This window comes from Candidatus Oscillochloris fontis, from assembly GCF_004138135.1.
GTDB lineage: Bacteria > Chloroflexota > Chloroflexia > Chloroflexales > Chloroflexaceae > Oscillochloris > Oscillochloris fontis.
Genome location: NZ_RYFD01000024.1, coordinates 1 through 20107, shown reverse-complemented (window position 1 = coordinate 20107; position 20107 = coordinate 1). Strand labels below are relative to the sequence as shown.

Sequence of the window (20107 nt, the reverse complement as noted above, 5' to 3'; positions counted from 1 at the left end):
TAGGTGATCATTGTCATAGTACCACCCCTCCCTTTGATGCTGTATAACCATAGTGTAGCACAACTTGTTGGGTTTACCTCCGGTGGGGTTCGGAGGATGCTTTGCCTCCCCCGAAGATTTTTTCTTCTCGTAAGTTGGCGGCGAAGCCGCCAACTTATGAGAAAAAAGCAGGTTTGGGGCGTAGCCCCAACCATGGGTTTTAGGGCGGTAGCCCTAAACTTCATGTAAGAGGAATCTTAGAATCATTGTTTTGCCATTGACAAACAAAAGTTGCGGTTTCATAATTCTTTATACGACGGAATAACTATTCCGCAATTGTAATAGATGGAGCAGCACCATGAGCGATCCAATCCACTCCTATGAAGCCACGCCCAGGCCCACGTTCAGCCTGCCGCTGCTCGCACTAGAGGGCGTCGTGGTCTTTCCGCATACCGTGGTCAGCCTAGCGGTGGATGAGGCCATGCTGCCCACTGTGGATGCGGCGCTGAAGGGGGATCGGCGCTTGTTGCTGGTGGCTCGTCGCCCAGAGAGTGATCCCGATTCTGATATTCCCTTGCGGGCGCAGATCTTTGATATTGGCGTGGTGGCCCGCATTGAGCAGTCGGGGATGTTGCCGAATGGAACCAACGGCATTGTGGTGCGCGGCATGATCCGGGCCGAGATTGGTGATGCGCTTGACCCCGATCATCCTTGGCGCTTCAGTTTTCAACTGCGCCCAGATCAGGTGCTGCCATCGCCCGAACTCGATGCGCTGATTTTGGAGACGCGGGCGGTGGTTGATGCGGTGTTGGAGTTGCGGCCAGGGGTGAGCCAGGAGGTGCGTAATGTTGTGCGCGCCATCGAAGACCCCGGCCACCTCGCCGATAATACCGGCTACTCGCCCGATTATACCTTCGCCGAGCGCCAAGATCTGCTCGAAACCTTCGACCTGGTAGCGCGGCTAACCAAGGTGCGCGATTTTTACCGTGTCCAGTTGGCGCTGCTGGAGGTGCAGAACCGTATTCGCCACGAGGTGCAAGAGAACGCAGCTAAGCAGCAGCGTGATTTCTTCCTGCGTCAGCAGATCCGTGCCATCCAGAAGGAGTTGGGCGAGGAGGAAGAGGAGGTTAGCGATCTGGATGACCTGCGCGCCAAGTTGGCCCGGACGCAGATGTCTGATGTGGTGCGCAAAGAGGCTGACCGCGAGTTGAGTCGCTTGCAACGCTTGAATGAGAGTTCGCCCGAATACCAGATGGTGCGTACCTATCTGGAGTGGCTGGCCGAGTTGCCCTGGAATAAACCCACCGGTTCGCCAATTGATATCGCCTTTGCGCGTCAGGTGTTGGACGAGGATCACTATGGGCTGACCCAGATCAAGGAGCGCATCCTGGAGTATCTGGCGGTCAAGCAGCGGCGTGCCGCACTCGGCGAGGATAGCGGGCGCGCCGGACGCGAGCCGATCCTGGCCTTTGTGGGGCCGCCTGGGGTGGGCAAGACGAGTCTGGGGCAGAGCATTGCCCGTGCGCTGGGGCGCAACTTCGTGCGTATGAGCCTCGGCGGGGTGCGCGATGAGGCCGAATTGCGCGGCTTCCGGCGTACCTACATCGGTTCGCAGCCGGGGCGCTTGATCCAAGAACTGCGCCGGGCGGGTAGCTCCGATCCGGTCATTCTGCTTGATGAGATTGATAAACTGGGTAACGATTATCGTGGTGATCCGGCCTCGGCCTTGTTGGAGGTGCTCGATCCAGAGCAGAACAACACCTTCACCGATCACTACCTGAATCTGCCCTTTGATCTCTCCCAGGTGCTCTTTATTGCCACGGCGAACAGTTGGGACAATGTGCCCCCGGCGCTACGCGACCGCATGGAGGTGATCGAGCTCTCTGGGTACATCGAGGACGAGAAGGTGCAGATCGCGCAGACCCACCTAGTGCCGCGCCAGTTGCGCGCCAACGGGCTGCGCCCCAGCGAAGCGGAGGTGAACGAGGCGGCGCTGCGTACCATCATCGGTGACTATACCCGCGAGGCGGGGGTGCGCAACCTGGAGCGCCATATTGGTGGCGTGCTGCGTAAAGTGACCCGTCGTTTGGCTGAGCAGAGCGAGGTCAGTGATCATGCACTTCTGGTTGATCCGGCCTTTGTGCGCACGGCCTTGGGACGCCAGCGCTTCTTCAACGAAGCCAAGGAGCGCATTGATCAGCCCGGTGTGGCGACGGGGTTGGTCTGGACACCGGTGGGCGGCGACATCATCTTTGTCGAGGCGGTGGTGATGGAGGGCAGCCGCGAACTGAAAATCACTGGCCAGTTGGGCGAGGTGATGCGTGAGAGTGCCGAAGCCGCGCTGACCTATGTGCGTTCGCGGGCGCGCGAGTTGGGGATCGATCCGGCCTTCTTCGATCATCACGCCATCCACATCCATGTGCCGGCGGGCGCGGTGCCCAAGGATGGCCCCTCCGCCGGGATCACGATGGCGACCGCGTTGGCGTCGGCGGCCACCGGGCGGCTGGTGCGCGATGACGTGGCGATGACGGGCGAGATCTCGCTGCGCGGGCGGGTGCTCCCGATTGGTGGGATCAAGGAGAAGGCGCTGGGGGCGCATCGTGCCGGTATCCGCACGATCATCCTGCCACGCCGCAACGAGGCCGATCTGGACGATCTGCCCCGCGAGGTCTTTGACGAAATGACCTTTGTGCCAGTTGATACGCTCGATCAGGTCTTGCAGACCGCGCTGCAACCCGCAGCGACGCTCAATGGGCTGCGCAGCAGCCAGCGTGTGGCCGAGCCGCAGTATGTGGAGTGAGCGTTAGCGGGTGGCCTTGGGTTGTTTGGGTGGCCGGGGGAAGAAGAGCCGTTTGAAGACGCCGTTCAGAAAGCCCCCGACCATCAGGCCAACTAGGCTACCTCCGATCAATCCGCGAATAGTTGAAATGACCAGCCCACCCAGTTGGGCTGGTTTGGCTGTGGTGAATAGTGCAAAGAATTGGGTACAGGTGAAGAAGCCTTCACCTGAGGCGAACCCTATTGGGAAGATGATCACGAAGAGGGGCACACTCGCGATCACGCTGATGAAGATGTAGGCACCGATGAGGTTTGAGGATCGCTGCACCCTTTCGGCCAGCATGAGTGATTGTGCCCAACCCAAGCCCATGGCTGCGAGGAAGGGAGTTGCAATCCACCATTCACTGGGTGTTCCAATTACCTCCCACAGGCCAAAGATCAACCAGGGAGTATACCATTAGGAGTGATACCAGCATTGAGAGGTAGAAGGTGGTCCACGAGCAGACCTCATAACTCAGAATTGCTGCCATCACCGCAAAGATACCGACGTGGTAGAGCGTCCAGCGGCTGCGCATCTGTATCGGCCAATCAGCAGGATTGAGTGGGGGTGGTGGAGCGAGGATGGTTGGTTGGCCCACGGTTGCCACATTGGCGATTGGCGTAGGCATAGCCGCACGCGCATCTACATGAGCAGCGGGTGGACTGACGGTATAGAGTTGGCCACTCGGTAAGCGGCTGGGTTGCTGGCGGGACGCTGCTTGCAGCGCCGCCCGCATGATCACGGCGCTGGCCGGGCGCTGATTGGGGTCTGGGTGCATGGCCTGGTGGAGTGCCTCACTCACCGCCACCGGGATCGCCGGGTTGATCTGATGGGCGGGCACGAGAGGATCGGCTTGGCCCTTCATCAGTGCGGAAGCGCGGTCGAGCGCACTTGGCGGCGGGCTACCCACGAGCAGGTGGTAGAGCGTCGCGCCAACCGCATAGAGATCGCTGCGTTCATCGGTGCCACTCGCCTGGATCTGCTCCATCGGTGCATAAGCCGGGGTATAGCCCATCACACTGCCCCCGCTGGTGATGCGGGTCTGCCACAAGGCTCCCTTGGCCAGCCCAAAATCGAGCAGGATGAGTTGGCCACGCGGATTCAGTTTGAGGTTCTGGGGCTTAATATCACGGTGAATCACTGGTGGTGATTGGCTGTGCAGGTAGTCGAGGGCATCAAGCAGTTGATCAGCCCAATCCAGCACCGTCGCCACCGGGAATGCCCCAGCCTGTTGCTGGAACAGATCGGCGAGATCCTGGCCAATAATAAAATCCATGACCAGAAATTGACCATCAGCATCGCTAAAGTGGTCGGTGACACGTGGTAAACCTGGATGTTGCAGAAAGGCCAGCAGACGGGCTTCGCGCTCAAAGGCATGCGCGTATTGGGGGTCGTTCACCAGCGTCTGCTTGATTGCCACGCGATGCCCAAGCCGGGTATCAGTGGCCTCATAGACTGCCCCCATCCCGCCCTGTCCAACCTGCCGCACAATCTCATAGCGCTGGTTGATCAGTGTTCCTGGTACAAACATGCATACTCCTACGGGTTATAGCGCCACAGGCGCACCGTATTATCGCTTCCACTTGAGGCAACCCTGCGACCATTGGACGCAAAGGCGACGGCACGGGTGAACTTGGATGCGCCATTCGACTGATGACCCTTGAATTGGGCCAGGGCATCTCCAGTACGCACATCCCAAAAGCGCACCAGACCATCATCGCCCACCGAGGCCAGAGTCTGGCTATCGGGTGCGAAGGCGATATCATAGATTGGACCAATGTTGGGGCTGATCGTCTGGAGCAGGGGGTGGCTGACCACCAGATACTGTGGATCACTCACCTCCCAGATGCGGATGGTACCATCGGCGGAGGCACTCGCCAGCAGACGGCCATCAGGTGAGAAGATGACACGGTAGATTGATTTGGTATGGACGCTCAGTGCTTCAATCTGGCGATTATCCTCACGCCGCCACACTCTAATCACATTGTTTGAATCGGCTCCAGCGAGAAGTTTGCTATCGGGTGAGAAAGCCACGCTTGAGAACGAGACACTCTCCTCCTCTGTATTAGCGAGGCGGGTGGTTTGGGATCCATCGCTCGTGCGCCAAAACCAGATGCCCTGGTTACAACCGACCGCCAGCAGTTCTCCATCGGGAGAGAAGGCGATACTCTTAACTTGCAGATCGGAAGTTATGAAGAGAAACCCCACATAACTGTGGTGCAAGCTGTAGAGGAGTTCGCCATCACGTACCCGCCAGAGATAGACATATGCACCGGAGGTTCCGGCAATAGTCTGCCCATTGGAAGAAAAGGCGATGTGATTGAATCCGCCAGGATCACCTGTATTGAACTCACGCACCAACTCCCCGTCGCTCACCCGCCACAGATGGATGGGGTCATTCCAGGCCGCAGAGGCTACGAGGGTACTATCGGGCGAGAAGGCTACACTCTCAACGGTACGGGTATGACCCTCTAAGGTGTGTTCAAGCTCACCGGAGGGTATATTGAGCACGAGGATGGTGATGACGGCGATGAGGATGGCGATGAGTGGCAGCCCCCAGCGCAGATGTTTGGTACGCAGCTTGATCGGCAAACGTGGCTTTGTGGCAGGGCTTGCTGGTGGTGCGCCTGTCGCGATCACCGGGATGGGTGGCGGGTTCGCCAGACGGGGTTGGACGGTGGCGGCGGCAATGGTTGGCGTGCCTACCGCATTGAGTGGGCCACTCGGTGTTGGGCTAGGTTGGTGCGGGTTGCTCTGACGTAGGGCTGAGCGCATCGTTGCCGCCGTGGCTGGGCGCTGATCAGGGTCGGGGTGCATGGCCTGGTGGAGCAGATCACCAATCGCTACCGGAATCCCTGGCACATGGTGATAGACTGGCAGCAGCGGGTCAGGCTGGCCCTTCATCAGTGCAGCGGCGCGTTCGAGCGCACTTGGCGGCGGGCTACCCACGAGCAGGTGGTAGAGTGTTGCAGCCGCCGCATAGAGATCACTGCGTTCATCGGTGCCACTCGCCTGGATCTGCTCCATGGGCGCATAGGCGGGCGTATAGCCCATCACACTGCCACCACTGGTGACACGGGTCTGCCACAAGGCTCCCTTGGCCAGCCCAAAATCGAGCAGAATGAGTTGACCACGCGGGTTCAGTTTCAGGTTTTGGGGCTTAATATCGCGATGCAACACCGGCGGTGATTGGGTGTGCAGGTAGTCAAGTGCGTCAAGCAGATGATCGGCCCAGCCCAGCACCATATCCAGTGGGAAGGGGCCGTTGCGTTGATGCAACAGACTCGCCAGATCCTCACCGGGAATAAAGCTCATCACCAAAAATTGGCCAGTTTGATCGTGGAAGTGGTCGGTGACCCGTGGCAGATTGGGGTGTTGCAGGAAAGCCAGCAGGCGCGCTTCACGCTCAAAGGCGTGGGCGTATTGGGCATCGGTAACCAGAGTCTGCTTGAGGGCAACCGGGTGTCCTAGGCGAGTATCGCGGGCTTCGTAGACCGCGCCCATCCCACCTTGTCCAACCTGTCGCACAATCTCGTAACGCTGGTTTACGAGGGTTCCAGGCGGAAGTGACATAATGTGCCTGTGTGACATCTATATGCGATAGAATTCCAGATTTGATTATAGGAGGGTTCGCTTCACAGTAGAGTAGATATTTAACTCAATGTGGTTAGTATGTGGCTACTTTTGTTGTTTATCAATGCACCGATAATGAAAATATGCAATATAAACACCCTCTATTCATCCTGATTTTACCGACTATTATTGCCCTGCTGATCATCCTGACATGGCAGCAACAATCCCTCAACCAGATCACCGGCGATGAGCCACACTACCTGCTCACCAGCGACTCGCTGCTGCGTGATGGGGATGTGTTGGTGGTGAACAACCATCAGATTGACACGCCGGTGTTGCGGGCGATGCCGCCGGGGCGCCAGTTTGGGGATGATACGCACAGTCTGAATGGCTACAGCATCCATGGGTTGGGCTTGCCGGTGCTGTTGTTGCCAGCGTACACGCTCGGTGGCGTACTCGGTGCTAAAATTGGAATGGTGCTGCTGCTCGCGCTGCTCCCGTTCAGTGTCTATGCCTACGCGCAGACCCAACTTCCCGACACGCCATGGCCCTTGCTGATCGCGCTGCTGGTTAGCCTCAGCCCGCCCTTTTTGCTGGGGAGCACCCAGATCTACCCCGATCTGCTGGCCGGGTTGATCCTGTTCACGCTACTCTGGTCGGCGTTCCCGTTCGCCCCGTTCCTGCTCGCCCTGCTGCCCTGGCTACACCTCAAATTCGGGCTGCCTGCGCTCATCTTGGCGCTGTGGAGTCTGAGGCGGCGCGATTGGCGAGCGCCGATTATGCTGCTCGTCTCGTTGCTGGCACTGGGGGTCTTCAACCAGCACGCCTTTGGCACCCCGTTAGGCCCGTACCAGTCCGGGGATGCGGCCCAGGATGTGCGTGGGGTGGTGATGGTGGCGCTGGGGTTGCACCTGGATCGCATGCAGGGGCTGTTCATGCATGTGCCGCTCTTCTTGGTGGGGGTGGTAGGACTGGCACCGTTTGTGGCCAGCAACTGGCGCTTGGCGCTGGTTGCGGCGGCGATCTACTTGGCGCTGTTGTTGCCGAGTGCGGCGCATACCAACTGGTATGGCGGGGCTTCGTTTGCGGGGCGCTTCTTCTGGGCGCTGGCGCTGGTGTGGGTCTTGCCGTTGGTGAGTATGATCCGGCTGCTCGTGGAGCGCCAACGTGCATGGCTAGGGGTGGTGGCGCTGCTGCTGCTCTTCGCCGTGCAGGGGATTGTGCTGGCGAAGTTGCTCATCCCCACCAGCTACACTTACACCACGCCGCTGCGCTCTGCCGCTGCCTGGATAGAGAGCAACCCCTATGCCGACTTCTTCGATCTGAGTAGTTGGCAGCGTGCGCGTTGGTTGCCCTCGTTCCGCGATCTGGCGAGCTTTAGCCACTCCTCTACCAACTGGATCGCGCTGGCCTTCCTGGTAACTCTGGCGCTCAGTGGCCGCGCGCTGCTGCGCCGCCAGCGCGAGCTACTAGTGGGGGCGTGGGTGGGGCTGGTGCTGCTCGTGCTGGGGTTGAGTAGCTGGTTTCTCCCGCCACTGCGCCCGCTCACCCTGGATGATCTGACGTTACAGCGCGGTGTAGCGTGGCTGGCGGTTCGCCCGCCCAACCCGCTCCAGGCGGGGGGGTATGTGATCGATCTGGCCTACCAATCATCGGCTCCGGTTGCCTGGGAGTGTAATCTCGTGCATCCCGCTGGTCAGCGCACGCGGCTCCTCGTTGGCCAAACTCCAGCCGTTGGGCACCTCCGCATCCTGTGCGGCATCCCGCGTGCGAGCGACCGCATGGCGCACATTGAGGTGCGGTTGATCAGCACTCGAAGGCTTGTGATACAGACTGTATGGGTTAAGCCTATTAGCATGTCATCCTTTTAGGTTATGCATTAGACATGGTTTCAGAAGGGGCGTATCAGCTTGACCGTTGCGTTATTGCCCTTACTCTCTCCCGTATCACCCGCCACAGCGCCCGGCTCAGGTAGCGTAGCGGCGAGGTGCCACCGAAGGCCCCGATGATCGCGTAGAAGGTTCGCGGTGAGAAGCGGCGCTCGTTACTCAGCGCGTAGACCGGCTCCCACAGATGGGGTTGGAGCTTGGCCTTGAAGGCATCTAAGCCGCTGAAGTTGTAGAAGCGTTGCCCGTAGGCGCGCATCATGGCCAGCATCGCGCTGATCCATGCCGGTTGGGGGGTGACCGCCCAGGGGGTGCGGCAGGCGAGCGGTGAGAGACCTAGCGTGACATACTCTACATCGCTGGCGGCGAAGTGGCGCATGGCGGCATCCACCAGCAGTTCGGCGGTGCCGTTGGGGGCGGCGTGGCAGCGCACCAGTTGCTCCACCAACCAGCCGCGTCGTTGCGGGATGGGCGAGGCAACCAGAAAGCCGACGATCTGTTGCTCGCGGCATGCCACCCAGACGTAGCGGTCATGCAGGTGGCCGAAGGTGTCGGGTTCGACCAGGAAGTGCATCGGGGGCAGGTGGCGATCCTGGAGCCACTCGGCAAGACAACGGCGTAGCTCGGTATGTGCACTGGCCTTTTCGGTTGGCCAGGGGCTGATCGTCACCTGCTTGTTGCGGGCGCGGGCGAGTTGGGCGCGTAGCGATGCCTTGTGGGCTAGGATCTCTGGCCACCCGTGGGGATTCCAGACGGGTTGGCCGCCGAGGAGCAGGCGCGCCATGGGCGGCTGATCGGCCATGGCGGCAACAAAGTGATCCTGGACACCAAAGTAGCAGACCCGCTGACCCGCCCGGTGCGCCTCGGTGCTGAAGGTGCTGGCGACTCCGGCGAGATCTTCGGCGCGGGCAATCGGTGCGCCTGCGACAATCCGGTAGCCCGCCGCATTGACATAGCCGATTACGGCATCGCCATTGGGCGCGAACCAGTGTTGAATGCCGGGGTTGAGGATCTGGTAGGCGACGCTGTTCCACCCATAGCGGAAGATAAGCGCCCGTGCATGTTCCCATGTCGCCTGTGGTGATGGGGCCGCCGTCGCATAGCTAGGCGCGATCTGCGCAGAGATCATGGTAAAGCTCCAGATTGGTGGCGATCTCGGCTGTCGGGGTAAACTCGTGGATGACCGTCGCTCGTGCGGCGCTGCCGAGGCGTACACGCAACACGCTATCATCCAGCATGCGCTCGATGGCGGCGATGAGCGGTTCGATTTGGCCGGGCGGTACGAGCAGGCCGTTCTGTTCGTGGCGCAAGGCGTCGGGGATGCCCCCGGCGTGGCTGGCGACGATGGGGCGAGCGGTGGCCATGCCCTCTAGTAGTGCGTTGGGTAGCCCATCGTGCAGTGAGGGCAGAACGAGCAGATCGATCAGGCGGTAGCAGGCGGGCATCTGTTGATGCTCGCGGGCGGGCGTCACCACCAGATCCAGATCGGGGTTTTGGCGTTGGAAGAGCGCCACCAGATCGTGGTCGGGGCCAGAACGTACCCCACCGAGCAGCCAGAGGCTGAGCGGGCGGCGGTGGGCGAGTTCGCGGAAGGCCAGGAGCAGCAGCGCCAGCCCCTTTTTGGCGCGCGCCTCGCCGACAAAGGCCAGCACCGGTTGTCCGGTCTTCAACCCGAAGCGTTGGGCGAGCGCGGCATCGGTGCGGCCAGGGGTGAAGATGTCGTTCTCGACTCCATTGGGAATGAGGTGGATCGAACGGGTCGGAGCCAGCGCCCTCGCCCGCGCCACCAACTGCTGCGTGTTGGCCGTCACCCGCTCGGCATATTCGAGTGCGTAACGGATATGCGCCGCCTTACCCGGATCAAAGACGGCGCGATCCAGATCATTGCCACGGGCGCTGACAATACTTGGCACCCCCACCGAGCGCCCCGCGTAGACCGCCACAAAGCCGCTGCGGGCCATAAAGTAGGCATGGAAGAGGTCGAAGGGCGTCTCGGCATGGCGGGTGAGCAGCAGATCGAACCACTCGGCCAGGGTCGCATCGGGCTTGCGCTGTGCCCCGAAGCGCCACACCTGCACGGCATCCTGACGAAACCCGCGCACCTCGCCGGGAGGCAGGTGGGGCGTGGGGGCAAAGACCTCGACCTGGTGGCCGTGGGCGGCGATGCCGTGGGCCAGTCGGGCGGCGGAGATGGCCAACCCGCCCGGATCGGGGGGGAAGGTGTCGCTGAGGAGGGCCAAATGGTATGGCATAATAGTTCCTCGATCATCCCGGAGGGGTGTTAGCTTCGACACGCTCAGCTAACACATAGGCATACGTCATTGCCAACAACGATTCACCGTGTCATCATCTAACCAAGGAGCTAACCCGTGGAGAAACCCTGCCCTGTCTGTGGCCGTGCGCTCCCAGCGGGGAGCCGCTTTTGTATCTCATGTGGAGCCGCCCTGCAAGCCGAAGCCGCTGCGCCGCCTGCCTATACCGGGGCCACCTCGGCGCTGGGGCAACGCTGCGTTCAGCCGGTGGGTGTACTGACCCCGCACCGCTGCGATCTTCCCGCGATTGGTACATGTCGGATGTGTGGGCAACCATTCTGTGATCAACATCTGCGTATTGAACCTGCGGGGCCAATCTGTGCGCGTTGCGCCGATCCGAACCATTCTAGCAGCTATGCCGAATCTTACTACTACTCAAGTAGTAATTTAGACTACTTTGACCAAGTGAGCGAGGATGATCGCGGTGAGGATTTCTCGGATGTGAGTTAGAAGACCGGCTGCAATGCCTGATTGATGGCGATAAAGTTATCGCAACACTGGCATTGTGGCAAGGCGGGCGGGTGCATCATCTGGCGGGCTTGGGCATAGCCCGCGCCCTGCCAGATGTCGCTGAAGCGTTGCTGCGTCAGATCGCCGACTGCGTGCATGCTCTCGCGGGTCATGCAGCAGAGGTAGACGCGGCCATTAAAGTCAATCAGGCTATGTACCCATGGGGCATAGCAGGGGTGGTGCTGGTAGAAGCCACGTGCATAGTGGCCGTTGAGCGCGTGGGCGGGATCGGCATGTTCATTGCCAAAGACATAGACCTGATCGGGATGTTGAATGAGGCCCAGTTCCATGCCCCGCTGGGCCAGATGTGGCGCGATGCGTGCGTTATAATCGCGCAGATCGCGGCTGCGCAGCGCAAGGCCGGGGCTATCCTGGGCATCCACCGCAATCAGGTTGATGGCCGCGACTCCCAGGTTGGCGGCAAGATCGGGCAACCCCAGCAGGCTGCGGTAGTTGCCGCGACTGACCACCGTATTCAGGCGGATGGCGAGTTTACCGCGTGGGGCGGCGCGCACCAACTGGCGCACCCCGCGCAGCGTCGCCTTCCATGCCCCCGGCACCCCGCGCAGCCGGTCGTGGATCTTGCGGATGGGCGCGTCGAGTGAGATGTTCACTCCGCGCAATCCGGCCTCGACCAAATGGCGGGCCAGCGACTTCTCCACGAGCGTGCCGTTGGTGGTGAGGGTGACGCGAAGACCCAGGCGGGTGGCCTGGGCGATCAGATCGGGGAGGTAGGGAGCCAGGAGTGGCTCGCCGCCGGAGAAGTGAAGTTTGCGGCAGCCCAGCGCAGCCAGATCATCAATGACGTATTGCCAGTGGGTGTGGGGCAAGGGCGGCGGGCGTTCCTCGCGCCAGTGGCGACACATCGCGCAGCGCAGGTTGCATGCGAAGGTAAGTTTGATCTTCACATACAACGGGCGATAGGCACTGCGCGTTGCGACCGCGTGGCGGAATGGGGCCGGATCGTGCTGTGTGGGTTCAAGCCATTCCATGGCGGTATCTTTGTTTGGGGCGTGTAGGGGCGAAGCATCGCCCCAGTATGAGATCGGGGAATACCCATCATTAGTGGGGGCGATGCTTCGCCCCTACTCAATCCTCCTGCTTCTTCCTTCGCCCGCGCTTGGCCGGTTCGGCCTTCTCCTCACGCGAGCGGAAGACGATCACAATCGGGGTTCCGCCGAAGCCGTACTGCTCGCGCAGGCGGTTCTCCAAGTAGCGCCCGTATGACCAATGAACCAGATCGCCATCGTTGGCAAAGAAGAGGAAGACTGGCGGATCGATCTGGGGTTGCACGGCGTAGTAGAGGCGTAGGTGGGCACCTTTACGCACCGCCATCGGTGGTTGATCGAGCACCGCTTGACGCAGGAAGTTGTTGAGTTCGCCGGTGGGCACGCGCTTCTGGCGCTGATCATAGATCTCCTGCGCCAACTGGACAACCCGATTGAGCCGCTGGCCACTCAGCGCCGAGATGAACAGGATCGGGGCGTAATCAATAAACTTGAAGGCGTTGCGCACCTGATCTTCATACTCTTGGTAGGTCTCGTTATCTTTCTCGATCACATCCCACTTGTTGACGAGCAGGGCGATGCCCTTCTTGGCATCAAGCACCATCCCGGCAATGTGGGTATCCTGCGCGGTGATACCCTCTTCGGCATCAATCAGCAGCAGCGCCACATCACAGCGCTCAATCGCACGGAGAGTACGCATCACCGAATACTTCTCGATACCCTGTTCAATGCGCCCGGAACGGCGAATCCCCGCCGTGTCAATCAGCGTCACCCGCTCGCCATAGAAGGTGATCTCGGTGTCAATACTATCGCGGGTGGTACCGGGTACCGCACTGACAACGCTGCGCTCTTGGCCGAGCAGTTTGTTGAGCAGTGACGACTTGCCGACGTTGGGCCGCCCGACGATAGCGATATGCAGATGATGTTCGGTATCCTCAGGAGCTTGGTAGGGTGGGAATGCCTCCACCAGCCGATCCAGCACATCACCCGTACCCAGGCTGTGGAAGGCACTCATCGGGATGGGTTCGCCCAAGTTGAGCGCATAGAACTCCACCGCATCCAGATTGCGCTCGACACTGTCGCACTTATTGACCGCCAACACTACTGGTTTGGAGGTACCGCGCAACACTTCGGCGACCTCGTTATCAGCGGCGGTCATACCCTCGCGGCCATCCACCATAAAGATGACCGCGTCGGCTTCACTAATCGCCACATTGGCCTGTTCACGAGTACGGCGACTCATCTCGGCTGCTGGCAAACTGGGGTCATCGCCACCAAAGAGCAACCCTGCCGTATCCACCACCATAAAATCGCGCCCGTTCCAGAAGGTGTCACCGTAGATCCGGTCACGGGTGGTACCCGGCATATCCTCAACAATTGCCCGGCGCTCGCCGATCAGCCGGTTAAAAAAGGTTGACTTGCCCACATTGGGGCGGCCAACCAGGGCCACTATGGGCTTGGTCATAACTGTCCTCTCCGGCGAGCCATCTAGCGGGTCGCCATGTATATTCTGAGCTATTATACCAAAAGTCGGGCTTATGCTACCGCCGGTGGGGGATCGGGGGCGGCTTGCCGCCTCCGAAGATCTTGTTTGGTTGATTTTTGGCGGCGAAGCGGCCAAAAATCAACCAAACATGGGGCTTGGGGCTACGCCCCAAACCGTAGAGTCGCAAGATATTGTGACTCTACGGTAATATAATTTCAACTTGAAGATGCTCGTTATCTGGTATAGTCTAGCCTGTGAGAGAAGTCACATTCAAAGGGATGTCGGTTTGTCATGGCTTATACCCCGTTGTTCCATTCGGTAGCGGGGTGTGGAGTTGGTTGTATGGATGCACTGATCCTTGCCCGTTGGCAATTTGCCATCACCACGGTCTACCACTTCTTCTTCGTCCCGCTCTCAATCGGTCTGGCGCTCATCGTCGCCATTATGGAGACGATCTATGTGCGTACCGGCAACCCGCTCTACAAGACGATGACCAAGTTTTGGGGCAAGTTGCTGGTGATCAATTTTGCGATTGGTGTGGCCACTGGCATTGTGCAGGAGTTCCAGTTTGGTATGAACTGGTCGGACTACTCGCGCTTTGTGGGTGATATCTTCGGGGCACCGTTGGCGATTGAGGCGTTGATGGCTTTCTTCCTCGAATCGACTTTCTTGGGCCTCTGGCTTTTTGGCTGGGAGAAGCTCACTAAATTGCAACACTTGGTGAGTATCTGGTTATTGGCGATTGGCAGCACGATCTCGTCCTTCTGGATTCTGGCCGCTAACTCCTTCATGCACCAGCCGGTGGGCTATGTGATCAACAATGGGCGCGCCGAGATGGAGAGTTTCAGTGCTCTGCTCACCAATGGGCACTTGTGGGTGCAGTGGCCACACACGATGTTTGCGGCGATCTCTACCGCCGCCTTCTTTGTGCTGGGGATCAGTGCCTACCACCTGCGTCGCCCGTTGGCAGATGAGGCGAAGGAGTTGTTTCGCCGTTCGTTCCAGATCGGCACGCTGATCGGCATCGTCTCGACACTGGGGGTAGTTTTGGCCGGGCACGCCCAGTCGCAGTACATCATCAAGGTGCAACCCATGAAGATGGCAGCGGCTGAGGCGCTCTGGGAGAGTGAAGATCCGGCGGCGCTCTCGCTCTTTACGGTGGCGAGTGAGGCTGAGCAGCGCGATCTGTTTGCGATCAAGATTCCGGGGATGCTCAGTTTTCTCACCTTCAATCGCTTTGAGGGTGAAGTGCGTGGGATCAAGGATCTTCAGGCCGAATCTGAGGCAACCTATGGCCCCGGCAACTATATACCGAGTGTCTTTTTGAACTACTGGTCATTCCGAGGGATGGTCGGGGCCGGTACCTTGATGCTGGGGTTGGCGGCGATGGCGCTCTATATGTTGGCACGTGACAAAATACAATCGCCGCGCATGCTGGCGCTGCTGGTGCCAGCGCTCGGCTTGCCCTACCTTGCCAATGCCACCGGCTGGATCTTCACCGAGATGGGTCGCCAGCCCTGGATCGTCTATGGTGTGTTACGCACCGAAGATGCGGTCTCACCGACAGTCAGTACGGGGATGGTGCTCATCACCCTGATCGGCTTTACGCTGGTCTACCTCGTGCTGATGGCGGCTACCGCCTACCTCATGCTCAAGTACGCGACGCGGGTGCCGGGTGAGACCGCCACGGTGCATGCTGGATAAGGAGTCGCTCCATGGATCTCAATATCCTCTGGTTCATCTTGATCACGGTTCTCTTTGTCGGCTTCTTTATCCTGGAGGGCTTCGATTACGGGGTGGGTATTCTGTTGCCCTTTTTGGGTAAGAATGACACCGAACGGCGGGTGATCATCAATACGATTGGCCCGGTGTGGGATGGGAATGAGGTCTGGTTGCTGACCGCTGGTGGTGCGATCTTTGCCGCCTTCCCCCACTGGTATGCCACGCTCTTCAGTGGCTTTTATATGGCGCTCTTCCTGTTGCTGCTGGGCCTGATCGTGCGGGCTGTTGCCTTTGAATACCGCAGCAAGGACGAGAATCCGCGTTGGCGGATGGTATGGGATTGGGCGATCTTCTTTGGGAGTGCGGTACCGGCGCTGCTCTGGGGAGTCGCGATTGCGAACATGGTCTATGGGGTGAAGATTGATGCCGAGATGAACTATGTCGGCACCTTCTTCGATCTGCTCAACCCCTATGCACTCCTGGGTGGTCTGGCGAGTTTCACGCTCTTTACGCTCCATGGCGCGGTCTATCTTGATCTCAAGACTACCGATGCGTTGCGTGAGCGGGCGATGAAGATGACGCTGCGGGTTGGCCCGGTGGCGACGGTGATCGTAGTGGCGTTCATCATTGCCACCTACTTCTTCACCGATGCAATTGAGCATCTGGGGGTTGACCCCGGCTTTGTGCCGATGGCTTCGCTGCTCTCACTCTTCGGCGCGGCCTATTTTGTCAACACCAAGCGCCTCGGTTGGGGCTTCGTGATGACCTCACTCAATATTGGCCTTTCGGTGATCACGATCTTTATGCTGCTCTTCCCCCGTGTGTTGGTCTCTAACCTCAACCCGGAGTGGAGCCTGACGATCTACAATGCGTCGTCTAGCCCCAAGACACTCACGATCATGTCGTTTGTGGCGCTGATCTTCTTGCCGATTGTCTTGGGCTATCAGGCATGGAGCTATTGGGTCTTCCGCCATCGGGTCAGTATCAAGAGCGAGTTGACGTATTAGGTCAACGACGCAACGACGCAACGACGCAACGACGCAACGACGCAACGACGCAACGACGCAACGACGCAACGACGCAACGACGCAAAATATATAAAAATCTTTGCGCCTCTGCGCCTTTGCGTCAAAACCAAAAGTGCCTTTGCATCAACTGCGCCTTTGCGTCAAAACCAAAAGTGCCTTTGCATCAACTGCGCCTTTGCGTCAAAACCAAATATACTAGAGTAGATTGATACCTAACCTCCGCCACTCTGTCAATAGAATCCCCTGGTTTTGGCTCACCGTCGTTGCCGGTGCCCTTTCGGCGGTAACGGCGGTGGGTCTTGCGGCGCTCCTGGCGTATGTGATCGGGGTGGTCTTTCTGGGGCAGGCCAGCCTCAGTGATGTGACGGGGCCACTCGCCGGGGTTGGCGGGCTGGCACTGCTGCGCGCCGGGCTGACCTGGCTGGGCGAGGCGAGTAGCCAACGGCTGGCCAGTCGGGTCAAGTTGGAACTGCGGGCGCGGTTGGTGGCGGCGCTACTGGCGCGTGGCCCAGCGGCGTTGGATGTCGAGCGCAGTGGCGAATTGGCCACCACGATGGTAGAAGGGATCGAGGCGCTCGATGAGTACCTGAGCCAGTATCTGCCCCAGACCATCCTGGCCGGGTTGGCCCCACTGATCATTCTGGTCTATGTCTTCCCGCTCGACCCGCTCTCCGGGCTGGTGCTGCTGCTCACCGCACCGATCATCCCGGTATTTATGTGGCTAATCGGCAGCCACGCTCAGGCCCAAACAGCGCAGCGCTGGGCCGATCTGGGGCGCATGAGTGCCCACTTTCTCGACACACTGCAAGGTATAACAACACTCAAACTCTTTGGGCGTAGCCGCGAGCAACTGGAGGCAGTCGCCGCGATCAGCCGCCGTTTTGGTGATCTCACCATGGAGGTGCTGCGGGTCGCCTTCCTCTCGGCGCTGATTCTGGAGTTAGTGGCCAGCTTGGGCACTGCGATTCTGGCCGTCGAGATCGCGCTGCGCCTCTTGACTGGGCGGATGGAGTTTATCCCGGCGCTGACGTTGCTCATTCTGGCCCCGGAGTTCTATTTGCCACTGCGCCTGCTCGGCCAGCGCCACCACGCAGCCATGGCGGGCAAAGAGGCGTTGGGGCGGATCGGGCCGTTGTTGGAGGCTGAAGCGCCGCAACAGGCGATTGAACCTTGCCCGCAGCAGGTCGGGCAGGGCGTGGCGATCAGCATCCGCAACCTGCACTACGCCTACGCCGAAGGCACGCGGCCAGCGTTGCGCGGAGTGAGCCTCGATCTTCCAGCGGGGCATATCGTTGGCCTCAGCGGGCCAAACGGGGCGGGCAAGAGTACCCTCACCTGGCTCTTGCTGGACTTTCTCCAGCCGGATGTAGGCGAGATCCGGGTTGATGGCGTCCCCCTATCTGACCTCGATGGGCGGGCGTGGCGGCAACGGGTGGCCTGGGTGAGCCAGCACCCGGCGCTCTTTGCCGGCAGCGTGGCCGAGAACATCCGCTTGGCGCGGCCCAATGCCAGTGACGCCGAGGTCGAACGGGTAGCGCGGGAGGCCGGGGCGCACGACTTTATTGTCGAGTTGCCACAGGGCTACCAGACTCCGATAGGGGCCGGGGGGGCGCGGCTTTCGGGGGGCCAGCGCCAACGTCTGGCGATAGCGCGTGCCCTGCTCAAGCAAGCCGATCTGCTGATTCTGGATGAGGCCAGCGCACATCTGGATCGCGCCAGTGAAGCGGCGTTACAGCAGGCGCTACCAGCGCTGCTCCAAGGCCGGAGCGCCCTGATCATTGCGCATAGCCCGCAACTGCTGCGGGTTGCCGATCATGTGGAGGTGATCGGCTCTCACCTCCACATGCATCAAGTTCAGGAACATGTAGGGGCGCGTCACGACGCGCCCCCCGTGGCTTCCAGCGATGCGCAGACACGATCATCGCGCCAGAGGGCGCGTCGCGACGCGCCCCTACACATACCACCACATGGGGCAGGGGAGGAACAGCCCACATGGCGTAGCGCCATCCCCTTCGCTCTCGCCATCCTACTCGGCTTCGCCACCGTCGGCAGCAGCATCGGCCTGATCGCCACCTCCGCCTACCTCATTGCTATGGCTGCGCTGATGCCCAGCATTGCCGTCCTGAGCGTGGCGATAGTCGGCGTGCGCTTCTTCGGCATTGCACGCGGCCTCTTCCGCTACGCCGAACGCTACGTCGCCCACCGCGCCACGTTCCACCTGCTGGCGCGCCTACGCACTTGGTTCTTCGCCATGATCGAGCCACGCGCCCCCGCCGGGCTAATTGATCACCAAGGCGGCGATCTGCTGGCGCGCGCCGTGGGCGATGTCGAGACGCTGGAGCAATTCTACCTGCGCGTGGTTGCACCGCCGTTAGTGGCGCTGCTGGTGATGGGGCTGAGTTGCGGGTTGCTGGCCTTCTTTGACCCCGGCCTTGCCCTTGCACTGCTCATCCTGCAACTGCTGGCGGGCCTCATGCTGCCCCTACTCATTCGCCAGTTCAGCCGCAACGCGGCGCGGGTGGTCGTCGAGCAACGGGCGGGACTGCTCACCACCATGGTCGAGGCGATCCAGGGGCTGCCCGACCTGCTCGCGTTGGGGGCCGAAGCCACCCTTAGCCAGCGGGTCGCCACGCAGGGTGCGGTGCTCGCGCAAGCGCAGGAACGACTGGCGCAGCTACGCGGCCTGAGCAACGGCCTATTTGCCATGCTGGGCCAGGGGGCAGCGGTAGCGATGCTCATCCTCGCCATCCCACTGGTACGCAGCGGCCAGATAGATGGGGTCATGTTGGGGTTGATCGCACTCAGCGCCCTCGCCAGCTTCGAGGCACTCATCCCGCTAGGGCCAGCCCTGCAAAGCCTCGAAGTGAGCCGAGCGGCGTGGCGGCGGCTGGTTGAAATCCGCGCTACAGCGCCCCAGATCAGCCACGAGCCAGACGAATCGCCGCCGCCACTCGATAGCAGCATCGAGTTCAGCAACCTGAGTTTCAGCTACCCCGGCGCGCCGCGTCCGGTACTCCAGGGGGTGTCGGGGCGGGTAGCCACGGGCCAACGCATGCTGATTGTCGGGCCGAGCGGAGCCGGGAAGAGCACGCTGGCCAACCTGCTGCTGCGCTTCTGGGAGGGCTACCAGGGGAGTATCTGCATTGGTGGCCACGACCTACGCAGCTACCGTAGCGAGGATGTGCGCCAGATGATCGGCGTTGTGGCCCAACAGACCCACCTGTTTAACGGGACAGTCGAGGCGAACCTGCGCCTTGCGCGGCCCGACGCCAGCCGCGCCGAGCTAGATCGGGCATGTCAGCAGGCCGGGTTCGACCAGGTAGTTGCGCGGTTGCCGGAGGGCTATGCGACCTGGCTAGGGGAGCGCGGGATGCGCCTGAGTGGGGGCGAACGCCAACGGCTGGCGATTGCGCGGGCTTTGCTCAAAGACGCGCCCATCCTGATTCTCGACGAACCCACCGCCCACCTCGACGCAGTGGCTGAACGCGAGGTTCTAGCGGCGCTGGCCACACTCCAACAGGGGCGCACGACATTATTGATCAGCCACCGCCCGCAAGCGCAGGCCGGGGCGGATGTGGTGGTGCAGTTGCTATGATGAGAATCGAAAATTTGCTCTGATTTGCGGGTTGTGGTACAGTAAGCGTAGATCACCGTTTATGTGCAAGGGTGTGAACCGTTATATCTGAAAATATATGAACCTAGAACTTACTAGTCCGTAAATTAAGTTTCCAGGTCTTTTTGCGACATAGCACTACCCACCCGCTCACCTTGAACGCCCGCAACGGG

General features: G+C 60.4%; 13 protein-coding genes. 6 read left to right on the top strand and 7 right to left on the bottom strand.

Annotated elements, in window-relative coordinates; translation table 11 throughout:
* The first annotated feature begins 337 nt into the window (after positions 1–337).
* The gene (gene lon / locus EKD03_RS10465; protein WP_129630322.1) at positions 338–2779 is read left to right on the top strand and encodes an endopeptidase La; all 2442 of its coding nucleotides are present in this window, start codon (positions 338–340) and stop codon (positions 2777–2779) included.
* Between the two features lie 3 nt (positions 2780–2782).
* Here the strand turns inward: lon and EKD03_RS10460 are convergent, their stop codons facing one another.
* From EKD03_RS10460 to EKD03_RS10450, 3 genes are all read right to left on the bottom strand, one after another.
* The gene (locus tag EKD03_RS10460; RefSeq protein WP_129630320.1) at positions 2783–3085 is read right to left on the bottom strand and encodes a hypothetical protein; all 303 of its coding nucleotides are present in this window, start codon (positions 3083–3085) and stop codon (positions 2783–2785) included.
* Between the two features lie 73 nt (positions 3086–3158).
* Entirely contained in the window at positions 3159–4328 is a 1170-nt protein-coding gene (locus EKD03_RS10455; protein WP_129630318.1) for a serine/threonine protein kinase, read from the bottom strand.
* An 8-nt stretch (positions 4329–4336) separates the two neighbouring features.
* Positions 4337–6370 carry a protein kinase domain-containing protein gene (locus EKD03_RS10450; RefSeq protein ID WP_129630316.1) on the bottom strand — a complete coding sequence of 678 codons (2034 nt, stop codon included), beginning with the start codon at positions 6368–6370 and terminating at the stop codon, positions 4337–4339.
* 143 nt (positions 6371–6513) lie between these two features.
* Here EKD03_RS10450 and EKD03_RS10445 point away from each other — a divergent pair, with 143 nt between their 5' ends.
* Entirely contained in the window at positions 6514–8241 is a 1728-nt protein-coding gene (locus EKD03_RS10445) for a hypothetical protein (protein WP_129630314.1), read from the top strand.
* 34 nt (positions 8242–8275) lie between these two features.
* On the opposite strand, the gene EKD03_RS10440 is transcribed toward EKD03_RS10445, so the two are convergent.
* Together EKD03_RS10440 and EKD03_RS10435 are read right to left on the bottom strand one after the other, a co-directional pair.
* Positions 8276–9385, bottom strand: coding sequence for a DUF2156 domain-containing protein (locus tag EKD03_RS10440; RefSeq protein ID WP_161569238.1), 1110 nt, complete (start codon positions 9383–9385; stop codon positions 8276–8278).
* The gene (locus EKD03_RS10435; RefSeq protein WP_129630310.1) at positions 9360–10508 is read right to left on the bottom strand and encodes a glycosyltransferase; all 1149 of its coding nucleotides are present in this window, start codon (positions 10506–10508) and stop codon (positions 9360–9362) included. Before EKD03_RS10435 ends, EKD03_RS10440 begins: the two co-directional genes overlap by 26 nt.
* Positions 10509–10625: 117 nt before the next feature.
* Between EKD03_RS10435 and EKD03_RS10430 the strand changes: the two genes are divergently transcribed.
* Entirely contained in the window at positions 10626–11018 is a 393-nt protein-coding gene (locus EKD03_RS10430) for a zinc-ribbon domain-containing protein (protein ID WP_129630308.1), read from the top strand.
* Here EKD03_RS10430 and EKD03_RS10425 read toward each other — a convergent pair.
* Positions 11015–12070, bottom strand: a complete 1056-nt coding sequence (locus tag EKD03_RS10425) for a radical SAM/SPASM domain-containing protein (RefSeq protein ID WP_129630306.1) — start codon at positions 12068–12070, stop codon at positions 11015–11017. The two genes, EKD03_RS10430 and EKD03_RS10425, sit on opposite strands and share 4 nt — an antisense overlap.
* Before the next feature lie 97 nt (positions 12071–12167).
* Positions 12168–13550, bottom strand: a complete 1383-nt coding sequence (gene der / locus EKD03_RS10420; protein WP_129630304.1) for a ribosome biogenesis GTPase Der — start codon at positions 13548–13550, stop codon at positions 12168–12170.
* Between the two features lie 363 nt (positions 13551–13913).
* On the opposite strand from der, the gene EKD03_RS10415 reads away from it, so the two are divergent.
* The 3 genes from EKD03_RS10415 (at position 13914) to cydD (ending at position 19916) form a co-directional block, all read left to right on the top strand.
* The gene (locus tag EKD03_RS10415; RefSeq protein WP_129630302.1) at positions 13914–15275 is read left to right on the top strand and encodes a cytochrome ubiquinol oxidase subunit I; all 1362 of its coding nucleotides are present in this window, start codon (positions 13914–13916) and stop codon (positions 15273–15275) included.
* 11 nt (positions 15276–15286) lie between these two features.
* A complete protein-coding gene (gene cydB, locus EKD03_RS10410; protein ID WP_129630300.1) occupies positions 15287–16300 on the top strand; it encodes a cytochrome d ubiquinol oxidase subunit II in 1014 nt (337 codons plus the stop codon).
* 226 nt (positions 16301–16526) lie between these two features.
* Complete coding sequence (cydD, locus tag EKD03_RS10405; RefSeq protein WP_129630298.1) at positions 16527–19916, top strand: thiol reductant ABC exporter subunit CydD; 3390 nt, start codon at positions 16527–16529, stop codon at positions 19914–19916.
* Positions 19917–20107: the final 191 nt, after the last annotated feature.

Bases quoted from the DNA above. Each gene is read 5' to 3' on its own strand.
- EKD03_RS10455 (WP_129630318.1), bottom strand. From the start codon at position 4,328: ATGTTTGTACCAGGAACACTGATCAACCAGCGCTATGAGATTGTGCGG.
- der (WP_129630304.1), bottom strand. From the start codon at position 13,550: ATGACCAAGCCCATAGTGGCCCTGGTTGGCCGCCCCAATGTGGGCAAG.
- lon (WP_129630322.1), top strand. From the start codon at position 338: ATGAGCGATCCAATCCACTCCTATGAAGCCACGCCCAGGCCCACGTTC.
- EKD03_RS10445 (WP_129630314.1), top strand. From the start codon at position 6,514: ATGCAATATAAACACCCTCTATTCATCCTGATTTTACCGACTATTATT.
- EKD03_RS10440 (WP_161569238.1), bottom strand. From the start codon at position 9,385: ATGATCTCTGCGCAGATCGCGCCTAGCTATGCGACGGCGGCCCCATCA.
- EKD03_RS10415 (WP_129630302.1), top strand. From the start codon at position 13,914: ATGGATGCACTGATCCTTGCCCGTTGGCAATTTGCCATCACCACGGTC.
- EKD03_RS10425 (WP_129630306.1), bottom strand. From the start codon at position 12,070: ATGGAATGGCTTGAACCCACACAGCACGATCCGGCCCCATTCCGCCAC.
- cydB (WP_129630300.1), top strand. From the start codon at position 15,287: ATGGATCTCAATATCCTCTGGTTCATCTTGATCACGGTTCTCTTTGTC.
- EKD03_RS10435 (WP_129630310.1), bottom strand. From the start codon at position 10,508: ATGCCATACCATTTGGCCCTCCTCAGCGACACCTTCCCCCCCGATCCG.
- EKD03_RS10450 (WP_129630316.1), bottom strand. From the start codon at position 6,370: ATGTCACTTCCGCCTGGAACCCTCGTAAACCAGCGTTACGAGATTGTG.